Source organism: Collinsella sp. AM16-21 (assembly GCF_003471905.1).
Lineage (GTDB): Bacteria > Actinomycetota > Coriobacteriia > Coriobacteriales > Coriobacteriaceae > Collinsella.
Genome location: NZ_QRKJ01000001.1, coordinates 188,639 through 212,569, shown reverse-complemented (window position 1 = coordinate 212,569; position 23,931 = coordinate 188,639). Strand labels below are relative to the sequence as shown.

27 protein-coding genes and 2 pseudogenes are annotated in these 23,931 nt (G+C 61.6%); 24 read left to right on the top strand and 5 right to left on the bottom strand.

Annotated elements, in window-relative coordinates; translation table 11 throughout:
- Window positions 1-92: 92 nt before the first annotated feature.
- From DW180_RS00905 to rplX, 14 genes and pseudogenes are all read left to right on the top strand, one after another.
- Window positions 93-1,247, top strand: coding sequence for a cation diffusion facilitator family transporter (locus tag DW180_RS00905; RefSeq protein WP_233545129.1), 1,155 nt, complete (start codon window positions 93-95; stop codon window positions 1,245-1,247).
- 39 nt (window positions 1,248-1,286) lie between these two features.
- Window positions 1,287-1,907 carry a histidine phosphatase family protein gene (locus DW180_RS00900; RefSeq protein ID WP_118236982.1) on the top strand — a complete coding sequence of 207 codons (621 nt, stop codon included), beginning with the start codon at window positions 1,287-1,289 and terminating at the stop codon, window positions 1,905-1,907.
- 459 nt (window positions 1,908-2,366) lie between these two features.
- Complete coding sequence (gene rplC, locus DW180_RS00895; protein ID WP_089572481.1) at window positions 2,367-2,987, top strand: 50S ribosomal protein L3; 621 nt, start codon at window positions 2,367-2,369, stop codon at window positions 2,985-2,987.
- A 46-nt stretch (window positions 2,988-3,033) separates the two neighbouring features.
- Window positions 3,034-3,660, top strand: coding sequence for a 50S ribosomal protein L4 (rplD, locus tag DW180_RS00890; RefSeq protein ID WP_117820811.1), 627 nt, complete (start codon window positions 3,034-3,036; stop codon window positions 3,658-3,660).
- Window positions 3,661-3,948 carry a 50S ribosomal protein L23 gene (gene rplW, locus DW180_RS00885; protein ID WP_006235033.1) on the top strand — a complete coding sequence of 96 codons (288 nt, stop codon included), beginning with the start codon at window positions 3,661-3,663 and terminating at the stop codon, window positions 3,946-3,948.
- Window positions 3,949-4,127: 179 nt separating this feature from the next.
- Window positions 4,128-4,958, top strand: coding sequence for a 50S ribosomal protein L2 (gene rplB / locus DW180_RS00880; RefSeq protein ID WP_055250219.1), 831 nt, complete (start codon window positions 4,128-4,130; stop codon window positions 4,956-4,958).
- A 32-nt stretch (window positions 4,959-4,990) separates the two neighbouring features.
- The gene (rpsS, locus tag DW180_RS00875; RefSeq protein ID WP_006235035.1) at window positions 4,991-5,251 is read left to right on the top strand and encodes a 30S ribosomal protein S19; all 261 of its coding nucleotides are present in this window, start codon (window positions 4,991-4,993) and stop codon (window positions 5,249-5,251) included.
- Window positions 5,252-5,265: 14 nt separating this feature from the next.
- The gene (rplV, locus tag DW180_RS00870; RefSeq protein ID WP_006235036.1) at window positions 5,266-5,637 is read left to right on the top strand and encodes a 50S ribosomal protein L22; all 372 of its coding nucleotides are present in this window, start codon (window positions 5,266-5,268) and stop codon (window positions 5,635-5,637) included.
- A 6-nt stretch (window positions 5,638-5,643) separates the two neighbouring features.
- Window positions 5,644-6,354 (top strand): 30S ribosomal protein S3, encoded by a 711-nt coding sequence (gene rpsC, locus DW180_RS00865; RefSeq protein WP_006235037.1) that lies wholly within the window; start codon window positions 5,644-5,646, stop codon window positions 6,352-6,354.
- Window positions 6,354-6,749: pseudogene (gene rplP, locus DW180_RS00860) on the top strand (50S ribosomal protein L16); the annotation flags it as partial. The gene rpsC and the pseudogene rplP, both read left to right, overlap by 1 nt.
- A gap of 107 nt (window positions 6,750-6,856) precedes the next feature.
- Window positions 6,857-7,072 carry a 50S ribosomal protein L29 gene (rpmC, locus tag DW180_RS00855; protein WP_006235039.1) on the top strand — a complete coding sequence of 72 codons (216 nt, stop codon included), beginning with the start codon at window positions 6,857-6,859 and terminating at the stop codon, window positions 7,070-7,072.
- 16 nt (window positions 7,073-7,088) lie between these two features.
- Window positions 7,089-7,349 (top strand): 30S ribosomal protein S17, encoded by a 261-nt coding sequence (rpsQ, locus tag DW180_RS00850; RefSeq protein ID WP_006235040.1) that lies wholly within the window; start codon window positions 7,089-7,091, stop codon window positions 7,347-7,349.
- A gap of 118 nt (window positions 7,350-7,467) precedes the next feature.
- Entirely contained in the window at window positions 7,468-7,836 is a 369-nt protein-coding gene (gene rplN, locus DW180_RS00845; RefSeq protein WP_006235041.1) for a 50S ribosomal protein L14, read from the top strand.
- A 13-nt stretch (window positions 7,837-7,849) separates the two neighbouring features.
- Window positions 7,850-8,155, top strand: coding sequence for a 50S ribosomal protein L24 (gene rplX / locus DW180_RS00840; RefSeq protein ID WP_006235043.1), 306 nt, complete (start codon window positions 7,850-7,852; stop codon window positions 8,153-8,155).
- A 767-nt stretch (window positions 8,156-8,922) separates the two neighbouring features.
- Here the strand turns inward: rplX and DW180_RS10420 are convergent.
- Both DW180_RS10420 and DW180_RS10415 read right to left on the bottom strand, forming a co-directional pair.
- Complete coding sequence (locus DW180_RS10420; protein WP_231501554.1) at window positions 8,923-9,024, bottom strand: IS3 family transposase; 102 nt, start codon at window positions 9,022-9,024, stop codon at window positions 8,923-8,925.
- A 292-nt stretch (window positions 9,025-9,316) separates the two neighbouring features.
- Window positions 9,317-9,424 (bottom strand): annotated as a pseudogene (locus tag DW180_RS10415) (hypothetical protein); the annotation flags it as partial.
- Here DW180_RS10415 and DW180_RS00830 point away from each other — a divergent pair.
- The 8 genes from DW180_RS00830 to DW180_RS00795 all read left to right on the top strand — a co-directional run bounded on the left by DW180_RS00830 (window position 9,381) and on the right by DW180_RS00795 (window position 17,419).
- Entirely contained in the window at window positions 9,381-9,782 is a 402-nt protein-coding gene (locus DW180_RS00830; RefSeq protein ID WP_199569833.1) for a hypothetical protein, read from the top strand. The pseudogene DW180_RS10415 and the gene DW180_RS00830 sit on opposite strands and share 44 nt — an antisense overlap.
- 141 nt (window positions 9,783-9,923) lie before the next feature.
- Window positions 9,924-12,665 (top strand): PRD domain-containing protein, encoded by a 2,742-nt coding sequence (locus DW180_RS00825; protein WP_118236980.1) that lies wholly within the window; start codon window positions 9,924-9,926, stop codon window positions 12,663-12,665.
- Between the two features lie 123 nt (window positions 12,666-12,788).
- A complete protein-coding gene (locus DW180_RS00820; RefSeq protein WP_118236978.1) occupies window positions 12,789-13,262 on the top strand; it encodes a PTS sugar transporter subunit IIB in 474 nt (157 codons plus the stop codon).
- A 9-nt stretch (window positions 13,263-13,271) separates the two neighbouring features.
- On the top strand, window positions 13,272-14,057 hold the full coding sequence (locus DW180_RS00815; RefSeq protein WP_118236976.1) for a PTS sugar transporter subunit IIC: 786 nt from the start codon (window positions 13,272-13,274) through the stop codon (window positions 14,055-14,057).
- Window positions 14,058-14,059: 2 nt separating this feature from the next.
- Window positions 14,060-14,893, top strand: coding sequence for a PTS system mannose/fructose/sorbose family transporter subunit IID (locus DW180_RS00810; protein ID WP_117563754.1), 834 nt, complete (start codon window positions 14,060-14,062; stop codon window positions 14,891-14,893).
- A 26-nt stretch (window positions 14,894-14,919) separates the two neighbouring features.
- Complete coding sequence (locus tag DW180_RS00805) at window positions 14,920-15,318, top strand: PTS sugar transporter subunit IIA (RefSeq protein WP_117629220.1); 399 nt, start codon at window positions 14,920-14,922, stop codon at window positions 15,316-15,318.
- A 12-nt stretch (window positions 15,319-15,330) separates the two neighbouring features.
- On the top strand, window positions 15,331-16,455 hold the full coding sequence (locus DW180_RS00800) for a glycoside hydrolase family 172 protein (RefSeq protein ID WP_172676343.1): 1,125 nt from the start codon (window positions 15,331-15,333) through the stop codon (window positions 16,453-16,455).
- Between the two features lie 79 nt (window positions 16,456-16,534).
- On the top strand, window positions 16,535-17,419 hold the full coding sequence (locus DW180_RS00795; protein WP_199569831.1) for an ROK family protein: 885 nt from the start codon (window positions 16,535-16,537) through the stop codon (window positions 17,417-17,419).
- A 116-nt stretch (window positions 17,420-17,535) separates the two neighbouring features.
- On the opposite strand, the gene DW180_RS00790 is transcribed toward DW180_RS00795, so the two are convergent.
- On the bottom strand, window positions 17,536-17,772 hold the full coding sequence (locus tag DW180_RS00790; protein ID WP_117786163.1) for a hypothetical protein: 237 nt from the start codon (window positions 17,770-17,772) through the stop codon (window positions 17,536-17,538).
- Between the two features lie 665 nt (window positions 17,773-18,437).
- On the opposite strand from DW180_RS00790, the gene DW180_RS00785 reads away from it, so the two are divergent.
- Together DW180_RS00785 and DW180_RS00780 are read left to right on the top strand one after the other, a co-directional pair.
- On the top strand, window positions 18,438-19,517 hold the full coding sequence (locus tag DW180_RS00785) for a Gfo/Idh/MocA family protein (protein WP_118236974.1): 1,080 nt from the start codon (window positions 18,438-18,440) through the stop codon (window positions 19,515-19,517).
- 3 nt (window positions 19,518-19,520) lie between these two features.
- A complete protein-coding gene (locus tag DW180_RS00780; RefSeq protein WP_118236972.1) occupies window positions 19,521-20,267 on the top strand; it encodes a DeoR/GlpR family DNA-binding transcription regulator in 747 nt (248 codons plus the stop codon).
- Window positions 20,268-20,644: 377 nt separating this feature from the next.
- Here DW180_RS00780 and DW180_RS00775 read toward each other — a convergent pair whose 3' ends face one another.
- Together DW180_RS00775 and DW180_RS00770 are read right to left on the bottom strand one after the other, a co-directional pair.
- Window positions 20,645-21,304, bottom strand: coding sequence for an RluA family pseudouridine synthase (locus DW180_RS00775; protein ID WP_233509079.1), 660 nt, complete (start codon window positions 21,302-21,304; stop codon window positions 20,645-20,647).
- A gap of 15 nt (window positions 21,305-21,319) precedes the next feature.
- Entirely contained in the window at window positions 21,320-23,812 is a 2,493-nt protein-coding gene (locus DW180_RS00770) for a U32 family peptidase (protein ID WP_118236970.1), read from the bottom strand.
- Window positions 23,813-23,931 lie beyond the last annotated feature (119 nt).

Genomic DNA, 23,931 nt, shown 5'->3' with positions numbered 1-23,931 from the left:
CTGCGGCCTTTTTGTATCTGGAGGACAAAGTGGCTACACTACAATCCGTTTGAGCAATAGATATATAGGTAGTACCGTGGGGGCGGATGCAGATGGTCGAGTGGATTGTTCGTCGTGCGCAGGGCGACCGTGCACGCGTGGGAACGTTGACGGGCATGGTGTGTATTCTCGCCAATGTGGCACTATGCGCTGCGAAGGGTGCAATTGGCGTGCTGTCGGGATCGGTTTCAATCGTGGCGGACGCTATGAACAACCTGTCTGATGCCAGCTCGAACATCGTGAGCGTGCTTGGCTTTAAGCTGGCGGGCAAGCCGGCAGACCCCGAGCATCCTTACGGCCATGGCCGCTACGAGTATCTCTCGGGTCTGGTCGTGGCGGCGCTCGTGCTGCTGATTGGCGTTGAGCTGGTGAAGTCGTCGGTGGAGCGAATTGTCAACCCCGAGCCTGTCGAGTTCTCGCTTGCCCTGGTGGCAGTTCTAGTGCTTTCGATGGTTGTTAAGCTGTGGATGGCGGCCCTCAACCAAAAGCTCGGTGACCGCATTGAGTCCGAGACGCTGCATGCGACCGCGCAGGATTCCAAGAACGATGTTCTTGCTACGGGCGCCGTGCTGGCGTGCGCGATTGTTTCCCAGGTGACGCATATCAATCTTGACGCATGGGTCGGCCTTGCCGTTGGCGCCTATATTGGCTGGAGCGGTTTTGAACTCATCCAGGATACGGTGAGCCCGCTTTTGGGCCAGACGCCCGATCCTAAGCTGGTCAAGCACATTCGAGACAAGATCATGAGCTATCCCGGCGTTTTGGGCGTCCACGATTTGATGGTTCACGATTACGGTCCGGGCAGGAAGTTCGCAAGCGCGCACGCCGAGATGGCAGCCGAGGCCAGCCCGCTGGAAAGTCACGACACGCTCGATAACATCGAGCAGTCGTTTAGGAACGAAGACGGCATGATTGTCACACTTCACTACGACCCCATCGTGACCGACGATCCAAAGGTGGCGAGCATGCGCTTGCGCATCAACGCTATGGCTCAAGAGATCGATAGCCGCCTTTCGATTCATGATTTGCGCTGCGTGCCGGGCCCCACGCACACCAACGTGTTTTTTGACTGCGTGCGTCCCTCGGATCTGCAGATGAGTGCCGAAGACGTAAAGCACGCGCTGGCACAACGGGTCGAATCGGAATATCCCAAGTCGATTGCCAAGATTACGATCGACGAAGACTACGTAGGCCATACCCACGAGTAGGGCTGTGCCGGTAAAGCAAGTTATACAGAAGGGGAGAGCATGAAGCGTCTATATCTACTCCGCCACGGTCAGACAGAATTCAACGTTAAAAAGCTGGTCCAGGGCCGCTGCGATTCTCCGTTGACCGACCTGGGCCGCAAGCAAGCGGGAATGGCAGCCGCATGGCTCAAGGACCACGGCGTCGTTCCCGACAAAGTGGTCTCTTCGCCCTTAGGCCGAGCCATGGACACAGCTCAGCTCGTCGCATGCGAGCTCCTCGGCCCGGACACAGCAGTCGAGCCCTGCGAAGGCATCATCGAGCGCAGCTACGGTACCTTCGAAGAAGGCCCCCACGACGCCCTGCCCACCGATGTCTGGGACCCGGGCGAGGACCTGGTCCCCTTCGGAGGAGAAGGAAGCCGCGCACTGCAGGAGCGCATGGTGGGCACCCTCACCAATCTCATGGGCGCCGAGGGCATCGAAACCCTCCTAGCAGTAAGCCACGGCAGCGCCAGCCGCCAATTCATCAAGGCTGCAGCCCCAGAGGGTTTCGAGCTCCCAGCAAAACTCCCCAATTGCGCCATCATGATTTTCGATTTTGATGATGCGCGAGAAGAGGACGATGCGCCCCAATGCAAGTTCACCTTGCAGCAAATTGTGGACCCCCAACAAAGTCATTAGCCTGAACGAGCAGAGTTAAGCAGACATCAACGTGGCGTTCCCAGTGTGCGGCGGAGGGGGCGGGCCTGAGACATATTAAGGTTGTCGCGAGTTCCGCACGAACAGGAGAGCACTTAATGTGCTCTCCGTCGTGAGCAGGACTGTAGAGCAGCAACCTTAATATGTCTCAGGCCCGCCCCCTCCGCCGCACACTGGGAACGTGCCACGCACTTTACCTGCGTAAACAATGTGAGTGAAATATGAATCTCGATGGATACGCCCGCAGCCGTGTATACTAAACAGCTGTGTGTAACCAGGGGAGTATTCTGGCTGGACAAAATGCCTGCTTAATAGGGTTGTCAGGTAGTCCGGGCGAAATACAAGGCTGGGGAGCACGTCGTGTAAGTAGTGGTCCTCTAGGGGCGTACGCTCGGTGGTGTACGCATTGTCCCAAGACCACGCGAGAGTTGGGATCATATCTTGATCAGCATGATTCTCGGCCGCAAGATTGGCATGACCCAGGTTTGGGACGAGAACGATAACGTCGTTCCCGTCACGGTCATCCAGGCTGGCCCCTGCGCTGTCTCGCAGGTTAAAACTCAGGCAACCGACGGCTATGACGCCGTCCAGATCGGTTTCGGCGACATCAAGGCCAAGAACGTGAACAAGCCCATGGCTGGTCACTTCGCCAAGGCTGGCGTCGAGCCTGTCCGTTTCCTTCGTGAGGTCCGCGTCGAGAACGGCGAGGAGCACAAGGTCGGCGAGGTCGTCACCGTCGCTGATTTCGCTGATGTCGAGAAGGTCGACGTCATCGGTACCTCCAAGGGTAAGGGCTTCCAGGGTCGCATCAAGCGCTGGGGTCAGCGCCGCGGTCCTATGACGCATGGTTCTCACTTCCAGCGTCACCCCGGTTCTATCGGTCAGTGCGCCTATCCTGCGCGCGTCCTCAAGGGCGTCAAGATGGCCGGTCACATGGGTAACGAGCGCGTTACCGTCAAGAACCTTTCCGTTGTCCGCATCGATGCCGAGCAGAACCTCATCTTGGTCAAGGGCGCTGTCCCGGGTGCCAAGAATGGTCTCGTCGCCATCCGTATGGCCTAAGGGCCCAGCCCATTTAGCCCAGCGTCATACCAAGGAGAACACTTAAATGGCAAAGTTTGAAGTAAAGAACAGCGAGGGCAAGAAGGTCGCCGAGACCGAGCTCGCCGCTGAGGTGTACGGCATCGAGCCGAACATCCACGTTATGCACCACATCGTCAAGTGCCAGATGGCCTCTTGGCGTCAGGGCACCCAGTCCGCTAAGGGTCGCTCTGAGGTTTCCGGTGGCGGCAAGAAGCCTTGGCGTCAGAAGGGCACCGGCCGTGCCCGCCAGGGTTCCATCCGTGCTGCCCAGTGGCGTCACGGTGGCGTTGTCTTCGCCCCCAAGCCCCGTTCCTACGCTAAGCGTATGAACAACAAGGAGGTCAAGCTGGCTATGCGCTCCGCGCTGTCCGCCAAGCTGGCCGATGGCGAGCTCGTGCTCGTCGACGACTACGGCTTCGAGAAGCCTTCCACCAAGGCTGCCGTCGCCATGCTCAAGGCTCTCGGCCTTGAGGGCAAGCGTCTGACCATCATCGTTCGCGACGAGGACGTCAACGCCTACCTGTCGTTCCGCAACATTCCCAAGACGTTCATCATCACTGCCGACGAGGCCAACACCTACGATCTCGTCAACAACAACGCTGTGCTGATGCCCGCCGACATCGCCGCTCACTTCGGGGAGGTGCTTGCATAAATGACCGCCCACGAGATCATCATCCGTCCGATCGTGTCCGAGCGTTCCTTCTCCGGCATGGAGCAGAACAAGTACACGTTCGAGGTCGCCAAGGATGCTAACAAGTATCAGATCAAGGACGCTGTCGAGGAGATCTTCGGCGTCAAGGTCGTTCGCGTGAACACCCTGACGGTCAAGCCCAAGACCAAGCGCGTGCGCTATGTCGCCGGCAAGACCCGTTCTTGGAAGAAGGCCATCGTCACGCTGGCCGAGGGCGACACCATCGAGGTCTTTGGCAACCAGGCCTAAGACTCGCTGCTGTTGAGTGAGCTCATGCCTCCCAAATAGGGGAGGCGAGAGCTCAAGGTTTTGGGCGTATAAAATGGACACGCCCGGAACCGTGTATACGTCCGGTGTCATCGCACCCGAGGCAGAACCTCGAATCCCTGTCTGCGATGGCTAACGGATTCCTATTGAAAGGGATTGTAATGGCTGTAAAGCACCTTAAGCCGACCTCCGCTGGTAGGCGTTGGCAGACGATCTCCGACTTCTCCGAGATCACCTGCACCAAGCCCGAGAAGTCTCTTCTCGAGCCCCTGCCCAAGAAGGCCGGTCGTAACAACAACGGCCGCATCACCACCCGCCACCAGGGCGGCGGCGTGAAGCGTCGTTACCGCGTGATCGACTTCAAGCGCAACAAGGACGGCGTGCCCGCCAAGGTTGCCACGATCGAGTACGATCCGAACCGTTCCGCTCGCATCGCTCTGCTGCACTACGCTGACGGTGAGAAGCGCTACATCCTGGCCCCCAAGGGCCTCGAGGTCGGTCAGACCATCATGTCCGGTTCTGACGCCGACATCAAGCCGGGCAACGCTCTGCCCCTCGCCGACATCCCCGTCGGTACGCTCATCCACGCCGTCGAGTTCCAGCCGGGCAAGGGCGCTGCTATCGCCCGTTCCGCCGGTAACTCCTGCCAGCTGATGGGTAAGGAGGGCAAGTACGCTATCGTCCGTATGCCTTCCTCCGAGATGCGTCGCATCCTCGTTACCTGCCGCGCCACCGTCGGTGAGGTCGGCAACGCCGATCACGCCAACATCGTCATCGGCAAGGCCGGCCGTAAGCGTCACATGAACGTGCGCCCGACCGTCCGCGGTACCGTCATGAACCCTGTCGACCACCCGCACGGCGGTGGCGAGGGCAAGAACCACACCTCTGGTCGTCCCTCTGTTACCCCCTGGGGTAAGCCGACGAAGGGCCTTCGTACGCGCAAGAAGAAGAAGGTCTCGAACCAGCACATCATTCGTCGCCGTAAGAAGTAATTTCGGATACCGAGTTTTAGGAGAAAGCACTTATGAGCAGAAGTCTCAAAAAGGGCCCGTTCGTGGAGACTCGCCTTCTCTCGCGTATCACCGCGATGAACGAGGCTGGCAAGAAGGACGTCGTGAAGACCTGGTCCCGCGCGTCCACCATCTTCCCCGAGATGGTTGGTCACACCATCGCCGTCCACGACGGCCGCAAGCATGTGCCCGTGTATGTTACCGAGTCCATGGTTGGTCACAAGCTCGGCGAGTTCGCGCCGACTCGTACGTTCCGTGGCCACAAGGCCAAATAGGGGGTTAACCGTAAATGGCAACTAAGTCTATTGAAACTGAGGCCACCGAGGTTCGCGCCGTCGCTAAGTACGTGCGTGTTTCCCCCAGCAAGGCCCGCCTGGTGGTCGATTTGATCCGCCGCAAGCCTGTCGCTCAGGCCTTCGACATCCTCCACTTCTGCGACCGCGCCGTCGCCGTGGATGTCGAGAAGGTTCTCCGTTCCGCCGTTGCGAACGCCGAGAACAACAACGGTCTGCGTGCCGACAACCTGGTTGTCGCCGCTGCCTATGTTGACGAGGGTCCGACGCTTAAGCGCATCCGTCCCCGCGCCAAGGGTTCCGCTTCTCGCATTCTGAAGCGTACTTCCCACATCACCGTCGTCGTTGCTCCTCGAAAGGAGGCGTAAAGCTGTATGGGTCAGAAAGTCTACCCCACCGGCTTCCGTCTTGGCATCACCGAGAACTGGCGCTCCCGCTGGTTCGCAGAGAAGGATTACGCTAAGACCCTCGGTAACGATCTCGAGATCCGCAAGTACCTCGAGAAGCGTCTTTCCCGCGCAGCTGTCTCCCGCGTCGAGATCGAGCGCGCTGGCGACAAGGTGAAGGTCATCATCCTCACCGCTCGCCCCGGCGTTGTCATCGGTAAGAAGGGTGCCGAGATCGATACCCTCCGCACCGAGCTCGAGAAGGTCGCTGGCGTCTCCAAGGGCCAGCTCTCCGTCGACGTTGTCGAGATCAAGCGCCCCGAGCTCGACGCCAACCTCGTTGCTCAGTCTATCGCCGAGCAGCTTGAGGGCCGCGTTGCCTTCCGTCGCGCTATGCGCAAGGCTGTCCAGTCTGCCCGCAAGGCCGGCGCTAAGGGCATCCGTATCCAGTGCTCCGGTCGTCTCGGCGGTGCCGAGATGGGCCGTCGTGAGTGGTACCGCGAGGGTCGCGTGCCTCTGCACACCCTCCGTGCCAAGATCGACTACGGCACGGCTGTCGCCAGCACCACCATGGGCGCTTGCGGCGTGAAGGTCTGGATCTACCTGGGCGAGAAGCTCCCGGGCCAGCCTGTTCCCAACCCTGCACTCGAGGGCTCTTCCCGTCCTCGTCGTCGTAACTCCGAGAGGAGGGGTCAGTAGTGCTTGCCCCTAAGCGTATTCTTCACCGCAAGGTGCAGCGTGGCTCCATGAAGGGCCAGGCCAAGGGTAATACCGAGCTGCATTTCGGCGAGTTTGGTATCCAGGCTCTCGAGGCCCATTGGATCACCAACCGTCAGATCGAGGCCGCTCGTATTGCCATGACCCGCTACATGAAGCGTGGCGGTCGTGTCTACATCACGATCTTCCCCGATAAGCCCATCACCAAGAAGCCTGCCGAGACTCGCATGGGTTCTGGTAAGGGTAATCCCGAGGAGTGGGTGGCCGTCGTCAAGCCCGGCCGCATCATGTTCGAGGTCAAGGGCGTGCCCGAGGAGGTCGCTCGCGAGGCTCTGCGTCTTGCACAGCACAAGCTTCCCATCAAGACCAAGATTGTTGCTGCCAAGAACGCTGAGCAGCGCATCGAGAAGGAGATGGCTGAGGAGGCCGCTCTCGAGGCCAAGTGGGCTGCTGAGGACGCCGCCGCCGCCAAGGAGGAGAACTAATGAAGCCCGCAGAGATTCGTGAGCTCTCGGACGCTCAGCTCGTTGAGAAGCTGAAGGAAATGCGCGCCGAGCTCTTTAACCTTCGTTTCCAGATGGCCACCAGCCAGCTGGACAACACCGCTCGCGTCAACACCGTGAAGAAGGACATCGCTCGCGTCCTCACGGAGCAGCGCGCCCGCGAGATCGCAGCGGAGAAGTCCGCTGTCGCCGAGTAGGACCTAAGGAGAGAACATGACTGATTCGCGTAACTCGCGTAAGGTCCGTACGGGTGTCGTTACCTCCGTCTCCGGTGCCAAGACCATTGTTGTCACCATCACCGAGCGCAAGCGTCACCCCAAGTACGGCAAGATGATGACCAGCTCCAAGAAGCTGCACGCTCACGACGAGGAGTGCACGGCTGGCGTGGGCGATACCGTCCGCGTTATGGAGACCCGTCCTATGTCCAAGATGAAGCGTTGGCGCCTCATCGAGGTCGTCGAGCGCGCTAAATAAGCAGTCGCTCTTACGACTTGTACGTTTCCGAAGATGTGCGTATGCCTGGCTTGCATACCACGGGCCGTATAAAGGCTGCGCACCTCTCTTCGGTTCTTAGTTCGGAGGAACATCTACCATGATTCAGATGCAAACCATGCTGAACGTCGCCGACAACTCCGGCGCTCGCAAGATTCGCTGCATCAAGGTGCTTGGCGGTTCCAAGCGTCGTTATGCAGGCATCGGCGATGTGTTCATCGGTGCTGTCCAGGAGGCTACCCCTGGCGCCAACGTCAAGAAGAAGGACGTTGTCCGTTGCGTCGTCGTTCGCACCGTTAAGGAGATCCGCCGCAAGGATGGCTCCTACATTCGCTTTGATGAGAACGCCTGCGTTGTCATCAACAACGATGGTTCGCCCGTCGGCACCCGTATCTTCGGGCCCGTCGCTCGCGAGCTTCGTGACAAGAAGTACATGAAGATCGTCTCGCTCGCTCCCGAGACCCTGTAGTTAGGGGAGATATATGTATATCAAGAAGGGCGATAAGGTCCAGGTTCTCTCTGGTAAGGATCGCGGCAAGCAGGGCGTTGTCCTGCGTGCTCTCCCCGCCGAGAACAAGGTCGTTGTCGAGGGCGTTTCGGTCGTCAAGAAGGCCGTCAAGCCCAACGCTGCCAACCAGCAGGGCGGCATCGTTTCGCAGGAGGCTCCCATCGACGCCTCCAACGTCAATCTCGTTTGCCCCGAGTGCGGTAAGGTTACCCGCGTCGGTCACGAGAAGGACGGCAAGAACAAGTTGCGCGTCTGCAAGAAGTGCGGCCACAAGTTCTAAGCTGCCCGCAACATCAAGTTGCTAGCAAAGGCCCGGATGCCATGGCACCCGGGCCTTTTTCTATCCCCACTCGATGGCTTCGGTTCTGCCGTCCTGTCATTCCGGTTGCATCCAGTTTTCGGTGCCGTCTCGAATCGAGTGCCGCCAGGTGACACCCTGTCGCGTTTCGTCGGCTTCGGGGACAAAAGTCGGGACAACTCCAAAAACTATTTTCGAACTCAGGGCTTTGAGTTTTTGTTTTTGTCCCAAAGGGCGCGGCGGGATGCCTTTGGAGGCTCGATAGCGCCGAAAACGCCCGTTTTGAAACTTAAATGCCTTTTCGCGTGCAAGCCGCCAGCTGCAATAGGAAGTGAATCAACGCAGGTGGCTTTCAAGCAGTTTGCAAAACTGCAGGTCGCAGGTCTTCATTGCCAGTAGGAGAAATGAGTAGTCTCAGGTGGCTTGCCCATGAGTTGACGAACGGGATTTGAGATTACGCTGACGTCCGGAAACGCTTCGAGCACGGCGTTACGTTTTTGGGGTTTGGGCGTAGCCCCTGCACCCGCGAGCGCGGGCCTTAAGCCCGCCGAGAGGGTGACGCGTCGAAAACGAAGGGGAAAGAGAGAAGGGGCCGTCCCTATCATTCAGGTTGCGACCGAAGAAGACAAGGAGACCCCCTGAGCCTGAATGATGCCCCACAGACCGCGTCCGACCGAGCTCAAGCCGAGCTTTTCCTGACGTCCGCCTTCGCGAAGATGATGGCTGGATTGGCTATGGATTGGCAACACTTATTTGGACGATTCCGGGAGGGACGGCCCCGCCTCCCTGAACTCGACCGGCGACATGTAGCCCAGCGTCGAGTGGATCCTGAAGTTGTTGTACCAGTGCACGTAATCCAAGAGCTTGGCTCGGAGCTCGCGCGTCCCTCCTCGGTCCTTCGGAGTGGCCGACGATCTCCCCGTTGCAGAGGTCGACGAGCAGGCAGACGTAGTTCCACGACGCCCCGACGCGCACGCAGACCAAGTCGCTGCATATATGGGTGCACGGCGCCCTGCCGCCGAAGCCGCGCGCGACGACGTTCGACACGTCGGCCTCGTTGACCGCCCCGGGGTGCACCTTGAACCTCTTCCTGCCGTATGCGCCGGCCAGGCCGTTCTCCCTCATGATGCGGCAGACGCGGCGCCGGCTGACGGTAACGCCCGACCTCCCGGGCGACGCCTTGATCTTGCGCGATCCGTTCCGGCCCTTGCTGGCGGCGTGCGCCGCAGCGGCCGCCGTCGCCCCCGACATTAAGGTCCTCAAGGGCCGCGTCGTCTCCGGCGACCAGTTCGTCTCGCCCGCGGAACAGAAGGAGCGAATCCTCGCGACCTTCGGCGACCTGTGCTGCGAGATGGAGGGCTGCACCATCGCGCAGGCCGCTTATCTCAACGGCGTGCCCCTCGTCGTCGTGCGCGCCATCAGCGACAAGCCCTGCGCCGAGGGCCGGGTCGTGACTACAACACTTTCGAGAAGAAGGCCGCCTGCGACTGCGCCCGCATCGCCGCGCGCATGGTTAAGCTTTAGGCCCTGCGCGCCGGGGCCCTTCTTTATGTTGGGACCCCGGCGCGCCGGGCCCTTTCCAAAGCGAAGTGTCGAGCCGAAGTGTTGAGCGTCGGCCCTGAATGTTCAATGGCCGTTGTTTTCTGCCCCTCAAGTGGTGGACTTTTCCTCGGAGCTGTTGATTCCCCCACGCGCCCCCTTCCGTTCTCTGTTCTCCCCTTATACTCCTTGTACGAGGAGGTAAGAAGTCATGGACAAGACCACACAGGACAGCTTGGCAAAGAAACCCGTCGACATGAGGGACAGGATTCTCGAGCATCTCGAGGCCCTCACCTCTGCCGTCTCGCTCGACGACCTTGCCCGTCTGTCCACCTCCGACATCGCCGAGACGCTCATCATCTCCAGGAGCCTGGCGAGCCAGTACCTCAACGACCTTGTTCGCGCCGGTCTTGTGGTTAAGGTGGCGGGCAGGCCTGTCCGTTATTTTCATCGCCGCGCGTTCCAGAAGCGTTTTCAGGTAAAGCTCTCTGCAAGCGAGTACGCCTCGCTCGCCGACCTCATCCAGGCGACGGGAATCGCCGATCACCGCGACTTCGCGCGTGCCGTGGGCTTCGACATGAGCCTCAGCTCCGTTGTCGAGCAGTGCAAGGCTGCGGTTCAGTACCCTCCGTTTGGCCTGCCCATCCTCTTGAGCGGCGGCGTGGGTGTCGGTAAGTCTTTCCTTTCTCGCCTTGTGTACGAGTACGGCAAGAACCAGGGCTTGCTGTCCCGCGACTCCTCCTATGTGCGCATCGACTGCGCCGGGGTCCCGGACGCCGCCTCGTTCAACGGGCTTCTTGACGAGTCGATCGCGAAAGCGCGCGGGGGTGTGGTCTTTGTCAACGGCATCGAGGCACTCTCTCCCTCTGCGATGGAGCACTGCCTTGCGACGGCCCTCGGGCTCGATGCCTCCCAGGATGCGCCGCGCGCTCGCCTCGTTCTTTCGACGACGCTTTCCGCCGATGACCTGAAGGTTTCCTCGGCCTACAGCAAAATGCCCATCTGTGTCCGCGTCCCCTCACTCAAGGAGCGGACCCCCGAGGAGCGCGAGGATCTCATCTTGAGCTTCCTGCGCAGCGAGGGGTGCCGAATCGGTTCTGATGTGAAGATCAGCCGCGGCGCATACCGTTGCCTCGTGAACGCGGACTTTTCCGATAACATCGCCGGCTTGCGCGCCTGCGTGACGAACTGCTGTGCCAAAGCGTTCCTCAATCGCGAGGGCGACTACGTCGTCGTTCGCCCGTATCTTCTTCCCAGCGGGCTCCTCTCCTCCGCGCAGATCGATCAACAGCCCGACGATGGCGTTCTGATCGACGCGTCTCTGGATGCCGCCGAGAGCACAGGGCCGGTCGAGCAGGCGCTCGATGCCCTGTGCTCCCTCGATGAGCGATTCTGCGCCGGGGAGCTCTCTGTCTCCGAGCTTGTCTCGCAAGCTGTCTCCGCTGTGCGCGGCGTTGAGGATCACTTGATCTTCGACCACGGCGTCGCCTCCTCGAGGTCGCGCGCCTTCGAGCGCGTCGTGGGCGCGGTCCTTGCCGACGCAGGCTCTCCTTATGGCATCGAGCTTTCGAGGAAGGTCGCTTTTCTACTGGCCCAGGAGATTTGCCTGCAGTTGTGGCCGGGTATCGGCCTGGCTAAGCGAAAGTCTGCCTGTGCGGAGCAAATCTCCCATCTCCTCGGTGCCGTGACCTCCGAATTGCCGTTTGCCTCGAGTGTCTCCGATCAGGTCGCCGCAGACGTGGAAGGGGCGCTTGGAATCTCGCTCGATCACTTCACGAAGACGCTTCTGACGCTGTGCGTCGCATCGGAGTCTCGCGATGCGAAGGCCCTTCGGACGCTCTGCGTCATCTTGTCCCACGGCTACTCAACGGCGACGAGCATCGCCGACGCGGCGAACCGTATGCTCGGCATGCATGTGTACGAGGCGGTCGACATGCCCTACGACCAGCAGCTGAAGGACATCGTCGGTCCGCTCCAGCGCCTCGTCGACCGCCATTCCTACTGCACCGGGGTCGTGTTCCTCGTCGACATGGGCTCCTTGGAGGAGGCCTATAAGGCCCTCGAAAACGTTACCGACTCCACTATCGGCGTGGTGAACAACGTCTCTACCGGTCTTGCGCTCGAGATCGGGGTTGGGCTGCTCGGCGGCAAGTCCATCGCCGAGGTTCTTGGCGACGCGACCGCCGCGTGCGTGACGCACTGCAAGGTGATCGAGCGCGTCAACCGTGAGGACGCCATCGTCTTCTGCTCCGAGTCTGGGGTCGACGCCGCGGAAAGGATACGCCAGCTCGTCTCGCAGAGCCTCCCGCGCACCATAGGCGCGCGCCTGCTCACGAGGCCCTTCAAGCAGCTCGTCGCGAACGGGTCGAACGACGCCGTTTTCTCCGAGCACCGCGTCTGCGCCGTCATCGGCACGGGAGACCCCGGGGTCGCCTCCGTTCCCTTCGTCGCCCTCGAGGACATCATGTCGACGGCGTCCGCCTCTAAGGTTGATGCCGTGTTCGGCAGGTGGCTTGACGCTTCCGAGCTCTCTTCTTTCCACGAGAAGTTGCTCTCGAACATGACGCTGCAGAACGTCATCCGCTCCATCACCATCCTCGACCCGGAGCGGCTATTCCACGAGATCGAGAGCGCCGTGCACGAGCTTCAGCGCAGGACAGGCGAGAAGATCGGCAGCAACGCCATCATTGGGCTCTACGTCCACCTCTGCTGTCTCGTCGAGCGCCTTGTTACCAGAAACCCCATTGAGACCTACGTTGGCCAGGACCGCTTCGAGGAGGAACGCGCCGATTTCATCGAGTCCTTCAGGCAGAGCTTCTCGAGTATCTCGACGCGCTATCGCGTAGAGGTTCCCGTAAGCGAGATCGCATATGTCTTCGACTACATAAGCGTGAGCGCCGCCCCGGCGCGAGAAGAGCGCCTCGGCTCCTCGGACCTCCTGCTCGACGAGTGACCTTCCCCGCGCCGCCGCGAGCTGACCGCGCGTCCTCAATAATCCGATAACCCCTTGCCCGGCGCGAATCCGGATAGCGCCGAGGCAGTACCGAACGTAAAACTTCATTTGATAGGAGCAAACATGAGTGTTGTTATGGCACGAATCGACAATCGCCTGCTTCACGGCATCATCGTGACGCAGTGGGCCCCGGTGTCGGGCGCGACCCGAGTCATGGTCATCGACGACAAGGTCGCCGGCGACGAGGTCCTGAAGTCCACCATGAGGATGGCGCGCCCCGCGGGCATGGCCGTCTCGATCATCTCCGAGCAGACCGCGCTCAAGAACTTCGCGGCGGGCAAGTACGACCGCGAGAAGGTCTTTGTCATCGCCAGGGAGCCCGAGACGATCCTTCACCTGGTCGAGTCGGGCATCGAGCTCCCGTCGCTGATCGTCGGCGGCTCTCTTGTCAAGGAGGGCGGCGTCCAGCTCACCCAGCGCGCCTATGCCTCCGCCGAGAACGTCCAGAGCTACAAGGCGCTCATCGCCCGCGGCGTCAAGGTGACGGCACAGTTCGTGCCCGCCGACAAGCCCGTCTCCGTCGCCGACCTCATCTAAGGAGGGATCATGGTCAACTTCACTATCCTGCAGGTCGTCCTTTTGACCCTGCTGGCCTTCATCAAGCACGTGGACTACTACGGCATCCCGATGATCTTCGTCAACTATGCCGTCTTCTGGGGCCTTATCACCGGTGTCGTCATGGGCGACTGGCAGACCGGCCTCGTCATCGGCGGCACCATCCAGCTCATGCAGCTCGGCGTCGCGGGCTTCGGCGGCTCGTCGATTCCCGACTACGGCACGATGGCCATCATCGCCACAGCCTACGGCGTGACCCTGGGCGCGGACACGGGCCTCGCCATCGGCCTGCCGGTCGGCATGCTCGGCATCCAGCTCGACGTCATCGTCAAGATCCTCAACGGCTTCGTCGTCGAGAAGTCCCAGAAGTTCTGCGACGAGGGCAAGTTCAAGCAGATGAACGCCATCCTGTGGGTCTGCCCCGTGCTCTTCGGCCTGTGCGCCGCCCTGCCCGTCTTTGTCTCCGTGACCCTCGGCCAGCCCGCCGTCAACTGGCTCCTCGAGGTTATGCCCCAGTGGTTCCTTTCCGGCCTCACCCTCGCCGGCAAGATGCTCCCGGCCGTCGGAATCGCGATGCTGCTGCGTTACATGCCCACCGGCAAGTACTTCCAGTACCTGCTCGCCGGCTTCTTCCTCTCGGCCTTCCTGAACGTGCCCATCATCGGCGCCGCCATCGTCGGCTTTGCCCTCGCGATCGCGTTCTACCAGCGCGCCGAGAGGGACATCGAGCTCGCCGCCCACGCTTCCGCAGACGCCTTCATCGGAGAGGATGAGTAACCATGGAAAACGAGAACATCACCGCCGTCGCCAAGGGCAAGCCCTCCGGCTACAAGGTCACCAAGAAGGACCTGCGCAACGCGAACTGGCGCTGGCTCATGAGCGTGTGCACCTTCAACTACCAGACCCAGCAGGGCGCCTCAGTCGCCTACGCCCTCTCGCCGGTCCTGAGGAAGATCTACACGAACGACGAGGACTATAAGCAAGCGCTCAACAACCACTTCCGCTACTACAACACCCAGCCTTGGCTCGCCGCCATCATCCTTGGCGCCTGCGTGGCCATGGAGGAGCGCGACGGCCTAGCGGCGGCGGACGCCGTCCAAGACCTGAAGATCGGCACCATGGGACCGCTCGCCGGCGTCGGCGACTCCCTGCTCATGACCATGATCCCGACCATCATGGGCTCCATCGCCGCCTACATGGCCATCGAGGGCAACCCCGTGGGAGCCGGCATCTGGTTCGCGCTCATCCTGGCCATCTTCTGGGTCCGCATGCACGCGCTCGAGTTCGGCTACAAGCAGGGCGTGAAGCTCGTCACCGACTTCAGCGAGAAGCTTCCCAACCTCACTGCCGCCGCCTCCGTGCTCGGCCTCACCGTGGTCGGCTGCCTCATCGCCTCGGTCATCGGCGTCACCTGCCCGATTAGCTTCAGCTTCGGCGACGTCGCGATGGAGATTCAGCCGCTGCTCGACAAGATCCTGCCTGCCATGATCCCCGCCGCCATCACGGGAAGCGCGTATTACCTTCTTACCAAGAAGAACGCGAGCATGACGGCCCTCATCCTCGTGGTGATTGTCCTCGCGATGGTCGCCTCCGCCGCCGGCATCCTCGCTTAGCTTCGACCCAAGAGATTGGTGAATCAATGAGAAAGATAGTTGTGGCGAGCCATTCCCTTCTCGCCCAGGGCTTCAAGGACACCCTCGAGTTCCTTACGGGTAAGGGCGACGCCGTCAACGCCGTGTGCGCCTACGTGAACGACAACGGCGAGGGGCTCGACGCGGCGGTCGAGGCGGCTCTTTCGGGCACTGACGAGGTCGTCGTCCTTACCGACGCGTTCGGCGGCAGCGTGAACCAGCGCTTCTCCCGCTTCGCCTCCGACCGGATCCACGTGATCGCGGGTGTCAACCTCCCGCTCGCCATGACGGTCGCGCTCGCGCGCCCCGACGAGAAGCTCGACTTCGATGCCCTCGTCAACGAGGCGCGCCAGCAGATCATCTACGTGAACGGTGTCAGTTCTGCCGAGTGCGACGACGACGAATAGAGGAGGTCGACGATGAGAGAGTTCCTTAAGGACGTGTGGATGCACGGCGGTGAGGAAAGCCGCGCCATCACCCCCGAGAACATCACGGGCGAGAAGGGCCGCGCCGCCATGTCGGCCAGCCACCTCGGCGTCGGCCGCAAGGGCTCGTGCTGCGTGCCCCTTGAGTCCGGCGAGACCATCACGCTCGCGGACATCGAGGGCCCCGGCATCATCCGCCACATCTGGATGACCGTCCCCGACAAGACCGCCGCCGGCAGCTTCGTCATGCGCGACCTCGTGCTGCGCTTCTACTGGGACGACGAGGAGACCCCCTCGGTCGAGTGCCCTGTCGGCGACTTCTTCTGTAACGGCTTCGGTGAGCGCGCCATTGTCAACTCAATGCCCATCTGCGTGAACCCGACGGGCGGCATGAACTGCTACTTCGAGATGCCCTTCAGGAAGCACGCCAAGGTCACGCTTACGAGCGAGCACCCCGGGTTCATTAAGTACATCTTCTACACGTTCAACTACGCGCTCACCGACGTGCCGGACGACGCCATGTACTTCCACGCTCGCTTTAACCGCGAGCGCAGCACCCGCAGGGGCGTCGACTACACCGTGCTCGACGGCGTGCGCGGCAAGGGCTACTACGTCGGCACCTACATGGCCCTGTGCGCCCTGGAGCGCTATTGGTGGGGCGAGGGCGAGATGAAGTTCTTCCTCGACGGCGACGAGGAGTTCCCCACGGTCACCTCGACGGGAGCCGAGGACTACTTCGGCGGTGCCTGGGCCTTTCTCGACAGGCCGCCCCACGCGCTGCCCGAGGCGCAGTGCTTCAACACGCTGTTCGCCGGCTACCCGTACCGCTCGACGCGCGACGCCACGCGCGACCGCTTCAGCGCGGGCAAGCCGAACCCGAACCCGATGCTCGCGACCAACGACGACGCGCTGCCCAGGCACGGTCTCTACAGGTGGCACCTTCCCGACCCGATCTCGTTCAAGGAGGACCTGCGCGTGACATTCCAGGACCTCGGCAACGACGACATCAAGCTCTACGAGCGCGAGGACGACATCTCCACCGTCGCCTACTGGTACCAAAGCGAGCCGCACGCCGTGCTCGCCCCGTTTGCCGCAAGGCAGGACCGCGTGCCAAGGTAGGGTCGCCTCGAAACATGCCAACGTTATGGGCGCCCGCGGTTGACCATGACTGCGGGCGCCCCTTTGCAAGGAGGATCACATGAGCGAAAAGCAAATGAGGCTCGGCGCCCTCGAGGCCGGCGGGACCAAGATGGTCTGTGCCGTGGTGTCCGGCGACGGCGAGGTCCTCGACCGTATGGAGACCCCGACGCTTGCGCCCGCCGAGACCGTCCCGCAGATGATCGAGTGGTTCGCCGCCCGCGATGTGGACGCGTTGGGCATCGGCGCCTTCGGCCCGACCTGCGTCGACCCCGCCGACGAGCGCTACGGCTCCATCCTGCAGACCCCCAAGCTCGCGTGGCGAGGCTATGGTCTTCGCGCCGCGTTCGCCGACGCCCTCGGGATTCCGGTGGCCTACGACACGGACGTGAACGTTGCCTGCCTCGGCGAAGTGGTCTTCGGCTGCTGCAAGGGGCTCGAGGACGCCGTCTACGTGACCATCGGCACTGGTGTGGGCGCGGGCGTCATGTGCGCGGGCAGGCTCCTTCACGGCATGCTGCACCCCGAGGCCGGCCACATGCTGGTAAGGACCCGTCCCACCGAGGAGGGACGCTGCGTCTGCCCGAGCCACGCGAGCTGTCTCGAGGGCCTCGCCTCCGGCCCCGCCATCGCCGCGCGCTGGGGAAAGCCCGCGGCCGAGCTCGCGGACAACGATGAGGTGTGGGCGCTCGAGGGGGATTATCTGGGGCAGATGTGCGCGAACCTCGTGCTCATGTACTCGCCTCGCCGCATCGTCCTCGGCGGCGGCGTGATGCACCAGGAGCAGCTCTACGGCATCGTCCGCAAGAAGACCCTCGAATATCTGGGTGGCTACATCCAGACCGCCGAGCTTAAGGACATGGAGAGCTACATCTGCGCCCCGGGCTGCGGCGGCGACCAAGGAATCCTCGGCGCGGCCGAGCTGGCAAGAAGGGCGCTCGCGTAACTTGCGCTCTCTCCGCCATACAACGCGTTAAGAAAAGACGAGCGCTTCTTGCCAATTGAGCGGCAAGAAGCGCTCGTCTTTTGCATTTGTTTTTGGGGCAGGACGCCCCGCCTCCGCTAGAGTCCCTGGACCGCCACACCCACGAGGTTTGGACCGGTGTGGACAAGAAACGCGGGGCTGATGTCGGAGCGGACGACCTCCACCGCGTTGGCCACGCGCTCGCACAGGGCCTGCTCCATGCGGTCGTAGAGGTCGGCGTGGGCCGAGGTGCAGCTCGCGGCAAAGCGCACCTTGGGGTGCTTCTCGACGATGGCGGCGATGAGCTTGATCTCGGTGCGATGCGGTGCTTGCACAGCCATTTCGTGTGCGCGAGGCTGCTGGCTTTCTGGGCCACAGCAATCACCTTCCCCCTAGCATGATGACCTGAACAATCCTCATGCTAGGGGGAAGGTTTTTGTCGCGTAGCGGAAATTGGCCTCCACCCGCTGAGCGGGTGGCTTTCTATGCCGCGCGTGCCGTGCGGCACGGACTAAAGTCCATGAATAAAAACGAGGAAGGCCACGTCCGGCCTCCCTCGCAAAGAGTCTCTGATTGCTCCCACTCATTGGGGACAGACTTACATGAGTGATTGCACTTATTGGGGACAGACTTAAATGAGTGCTCATGAAATGCCGGCGCCTGGGGCCGTTCTTTTTCTGTCTGCAGTTTGGGACGTTCCTTTTCTGTCGGCAGTTTGGGACGGTCCTTAGAGCTGCAGCGCGCCATGAGCGACGAGGCGAAGCGGATCATCCTGTCTTTCGAGTTCTAAGCAGAATTCCCCGTCTCTGAGTAATGATTAGTGCGCATTTGTGCGTATTTGTGTGCGTAGGATTGCGTGGCTATGCGTGTATAAGCGCCGTCTGCGGCTGTATTTTGACCATTTAGCGGTTATATACGCAAAAGTACGCACATACGCGCTAATTTGTGCGAATATAGAGACGGCAGAAATGTTAGACGCTCCATGACCCAGGAGGCACATATGGCAGATTCCAAGCAGGCTCCACTCGACTCCGCGGCAGCCGCAAAGGCAGCGTTCGCTTCGGTCCAGGGCAAGCCGTTCCCCGATGATATCTTTACGGCTCCCGAGCTTCGCTGGGCTGTGATCGGTTGCGGCGTTATCGCCAACCAGATGGCCCAGTCTCTCGCTCTTGCCGGCCGCAAGCTTGCGGGCGTCGCAAACCGTACGCTATCCAAGGCTCAGGCTTTTGCCGAGCAGTATGGCATCGAGAAGGTCTATGAAACGGTCGAGGACCTCTATGCCGATCCGAACATCGACGCCGTCTATATCACCACGCCTCACAACACGCATATCACCTATCTGCGCGCCGCGCTGGCCGCCGGCAAGCACGTGCTCTGCGAGAAGGCCATTACCCTCAACTCTGCCGAGCTCGACGAGGCCCGTGCCATTGCCGACGAGCATAACGTGGTCCTTATGGACGCCACCACGGTGCTCCACATGCCGCTGTATCAGGAGCTGCGCCGTCGCATGGAAGCGGGCGAGTTTGGCCGCATGAACCTCGCCCAGCTCAACTTTGGTAGCTACAAGGAATACGGCGACCTGACCAACCGCTTCTACAACCGCAGTCTCGCCGGCGGCGCCATGCTCGATATTGGCGTGTATGCCCTGTCCGTCATGCGCCTCTTTATGGTAAGCCAGCCCGCTGAGGTCGTTTCGCTGGGCAATACCTGCGAGACTGGCGTTGACGTCGCGGGTGGCATTGTCTGCCGTAACGCCGAGCGGCAGCTGGGCGTGGTGAGCCTCACGCTCCACTCCAAGCAGCCCAAGCGCTCGGTCATCAGCTTCGACAAGTGCCATATCGAGGTCAACGAGTATCCGCGTGCCGATCATGCGACCATCGTGTGGACTGCAGACGGTCACCGTGAGGAGGTCCACGCTGGCACCGAGGCATACGCTCTGTGCTACGAGATGGCCGACCTGGAGAAGGCCGTTGCCGGCGATGATTCGAAGCGCGAGCTTCTGGGCTATGCTTCCGATGTTATGGAGCTGATGACCAAGCTCCGCGCCGATTGGGGAGTCGTGTACCCCGAGGAGGAGTAAGCGATGCTTGCGGAAGATAGGCTCAACGAGATCGTGTCGATGGTGCAGCAGGCCGGCTCGGTTACCGTGCCGGAGCTTGCCGAAGCCCTGGGTGTGACACCGTCCACCATTCGCCGCGACTTGCAAACGCTCGACCGCGCGCACCGTATCGCCAAGGTGCACGGAGGTGCGACAAGTCTGGAGCGCGCGCACGTGACGCGCGACCTAACGCTCAATGAGCGCAGCGACCTCCATAACGACGATAAGGAACGTATCTGCGCCCGTGCGGCGGCGCTTGTGGAGCCCGAGAGCTTTGTATACATCGACTCGGGCTCGACGACGCTCAAGCTCATCGAGCATCTTCCGCACCTTGAAGGTGTCACCTATGTGACTGATTCCGTGCTTCACGCTCAGCACCTCGCTTTGCGCGGCATGCGTACCGTGGTGCTGGGCGGCGAGCTCAAGCCCGAGACCGAAGCACTCGTTGGTCCCGATGCCTTGGCAACCCTGGACCATTACAACTTCAACTGCGGCTTTTGGGGTTCTAATGGCATTGCCGCCGAGCAGGGCTTCACGGCGCCCGATATCGAGGAGGCGCAAGTAAAGCGTATCTCGATGCGCCATACGGCCAAACGCTTCGTAATCTCAGACGCCAGCAAATTCGGCATGGTGGCGCCCGTCAAGTTCGCGGACTTCCGCGACGCAACGATTATTACCGCGGGCGAGGTGCCAGCCAAGTACCAGTCGATGGACAACGTCATCACGGTCTAGCGACAGGGCAAGGTCAAAACCATTTAGGTTCCTCAATAGAAAAGCGGCAACACCCTCGATGGGCGATGCCGCTTTTGTTGTCTGCCGTTTTGTCTAAATCTGTAACAACTAGACCGTTAAAAGTGGGCTAGGTGTTACAGATTGAGATACTTCCGAACCTTGCCGTCCCTTTGTCTCGATCTGTAACATCTGGGACCGATTTTGACGAGTTATTGTTACAGATTGAGATTTTCCCGTGAGGGGGATTCGAATGTCTCGATCTGTAACGGATAGACCGGAAAATGGGTTCTAACTGTTACAGATCGAGACGTTTTTGGACCGTGGCTGAGCCATTACGGCAAAACCACCACAAAGGTGCCTGTCCCCATTGTGGTGGTTTAGGGCTCCCAGGGGCAAGGGGCTTCGATGTGGATGTGCTCACCGGTTACGGGATGCGTAAAGGACACGCTGTGGGCATGGAGCATCAGGCCGCAGGGGCGCGGCGTTCCGTACAGGTCGTCGCCAACCAGGGGATGACGCTCGCTCGCCAGATGCACACGGATTTGGTGCTTGCGGCCGGTGAGCAGCTCGACATCGATATACGAGCGCGTGGGCAGGCCACGACGGCTCTTAAGGCGCTTGAGCACCTTCACGCGCGTTTGAGACGGCTTGCCGCTGGCGCCGACGCGCATCTTGCGGCTGTCGTGACGGTCGCGGGCGATGGGCTTGTCGATGAGCTTTTCGTTCCAGTCGATCTTGCCCTCGGCGAGCGCCAGGTAGTGCTTTTCGAAAGCGTGGTCGATGACCATCTGGTCAAAGGCGGGCTGCGTCTGCTTGTCGAGCGAGAACAGCACCACGCCGGTGGTGTCGCGGTCTAGGCGGTTGAGCGGTTGCATGTCGGTCGCGGCAAAGCCGTCGCCCATCGCCAGCAGCAGGTCGCTGGCGTAGTCGGTGAGCGTGCGCTCGCCGGTGCCGTCGCCGTGGACGATCATGCCGGCGGGCTTGTCGATGGCCATGAGCCAGGCGTCGCAGTAGAGGACTTGAGGTTCTTCGTTCACGTGTAAGCCTTTCGGTTAGCTGATTCCCACAAACATGCAGCCCGAGGTCGCCCCGCGTAGGCGGGCGGCGGGCTTGCGGCCGGCCTGCGCTGCTTCGACGGCACGACGGACACGGGCGACGGCACGGCCCACCTCATCCGTCTCGAGCAGCGTTCCGTCCACCATGAGACGGCGCACGCCGGCATCGAGCAGCTGAGGAACCTGTGGCGTGAGGTCGATGGGGTAGGCATCGTACAGGCGAGAGCGGCCGTGGATGTCGGTACGCACCGGCATGACCTTACCGTCGATATTCTTGAGCGAGAGCTTGCGGGTACGCAGGCGGCAGTTGGCACAATCGTGGATACAGCCGTTGGCAACCTGCAGAATGCAATGCTCGCTTGTCATAACGCGCGGGCGGCCGAAAACGGTGATGCCCAGGGCTGCGGGCGCGGAGGTGCCAAGCGAGACAATCTCGTCGAGCGTGATTTCGGGCGAGAGCCAAAACGCACCGGCTCCGCGCTCGGCAAGTGCCTCCATGCAGGGCGTGTTGTGCACCGGCAGGCAAGAGCGAATCTCGGCCGTGGCGCCGGCCTGCGCGGCCAGGGCAAGCTCGGAGATGTTGCCAATAGCGACCGTGGCACCGGCAACAACCCACGGGTCAACGCGCTCGTGGTCGACGGCGCGGCAGACCTCGTCGAGTATGGGCACGATGCCCTGCTCAAATGCATCGGCAGGGGAGAGTCCGACAGCCTCGACCGCGTCAGTGGTCATATAGATGCGCGCGGCGCCCTCGGCACGAGCTGCCTCGGCGGCTTCGAGCGTGGTGACGGTGGCGCAGATCTGCGGCTCGTCACGGTAATGCTCGGGCATGGCGCGCGTACATTTGTCGAGCACCGGCAACTCGAGCGTTTTCGCGCGCTCCTCGTACGGCGACAGAATGGCCTCCTCCAGCGCCTTGCAGGCGGCGGCGCGCACCTTGTGCACGGCGGAGAAGCCCATGCCGCAGCCGGCGTCGAGCGAAACGTCAAAGCTCTCTGCCTCAAAGGGCGAGGAGCCCATGCGGCCCACATGCTCAACCAGATCGGCCGCCTCGACGGCGCGGGTCTTGGCAGCCTCGACGGTGAAGCCCATGGCGGTGGCGGTGAGGGCGGGGTTGTCACAGCAGGTGAGTGTGACAGTAAACGGCTCGCCCAGGCGTGCCACGACGGACACATCAACTGCTCGGCGGCGCAGCACATCGCGCTTGAGCGCGGCGCCGGCGGCGTCGATGGCACGCTGACTGCGAATCACGCGGACGCGACAGCCCTCGGGCATGCTGCGGGGCACGCGACATTCGATGATGTCGCCCGCGGCGGCATCATCGGCGGCAATGGTGGTCAGGAACTGGTCAAACTTGTTATCGTGGCGAAGCTCTAGCAGGTCGCCCTTGCCCACGGGCTCAAACAGCTCAATGCGGGCGATGGCGGCGCGGCGACGGCGGTCGTCGGGCTTGAGGCCGCGCACGTCGCGGTTGGCCAAGCGGCTGCCCAGCACCGTACCCACGATCTGGCCGCGGTTGTTGGAACGCTCATAGCTCATCATCTCGTCGCCCGAGGTGCCGTCCTGATAGGCGTGCGTAAAGTCTCGGTTAAAGCAACGCTTGAGCTGGCGCTGGCGGGCGGCTTCCTCGTCCTTGGCAACGGTGGCTCCGGATAGCATGTCGTCAATTTCGTGACGATACACATCAACGATGGAGTACACGTAATCGGGCGCCTTCATGCGGCCCTCGAGCTTGAGCGACGAGGCACCGGCGTCATACAGACGGCGAACAAGCTGTGAGGTGTTGGTGTCACGCGGGCATAGCGCACGCTCGCGGCCGGCGGGGGAGAGCGCGCGACCGTTCTCGTCGATCAGCTCGTAGGGCAGGCGGCAGGGCTGGGCGCACATGCCACGGTTGGCCGATCGTCCCGCCATGGCAAAGCTCGAAAGCAGGCATAGGCCCGAGTAGCAAAAGCAGATGGCGCCGTGGCTAAAGACCTCAAGGTCCACATCGGGCGCGGCATCGTGAATGGTGGCAATTTCGTCGATGGAAAGCTCGCGCGAGAGAGTCACGCGGTCGGCGCCCTGCTCGCGGCACCAAAGGGTTCCGCGGTCGTCATGGATGTTCGCCTGGGTTGAGATGTGCGTCTCGATGCCGGGCATCGTGCGCTTGACCTCAAAGAACAGGCCCCAGTCTTGGATGATGAAGGCGTCGGCGCCCAGCGTGGAGCAGCGATGGATGAGTTGCAGCGCATCGCCCATCTCGGACTGCTTGATGACGATGTTGACCGTGACGTAGACGCGCGACCCTGCTAGATGTGCGGCGCGGCAGGCTTGCTCAAAGGCCTTGTCGGTAAAGTTGGTGGCCTTGCGGCGGGCGTTGAAGCTGCCCATGCCGCAGTAGATGGCGTCTGCCCCGGCGGCGAGTGCGGCGGCAAAGGGCTCGGGCCCTCCGGCGGGCGCCAAAAGCTCGGGTCTGCGGTTGGTGGTTCGACTGGCGGTTGCGGTCATATCCTGCCTTTCAAAATGCTCAGATACTCAAAAGTATAGTGGCGCCGTCGCGATGGGCGATGCCCGCAGCCTAAGCAGGATAAAGTCTTCAGCAGCCCTTGCAGCAAAAATGATCCGTT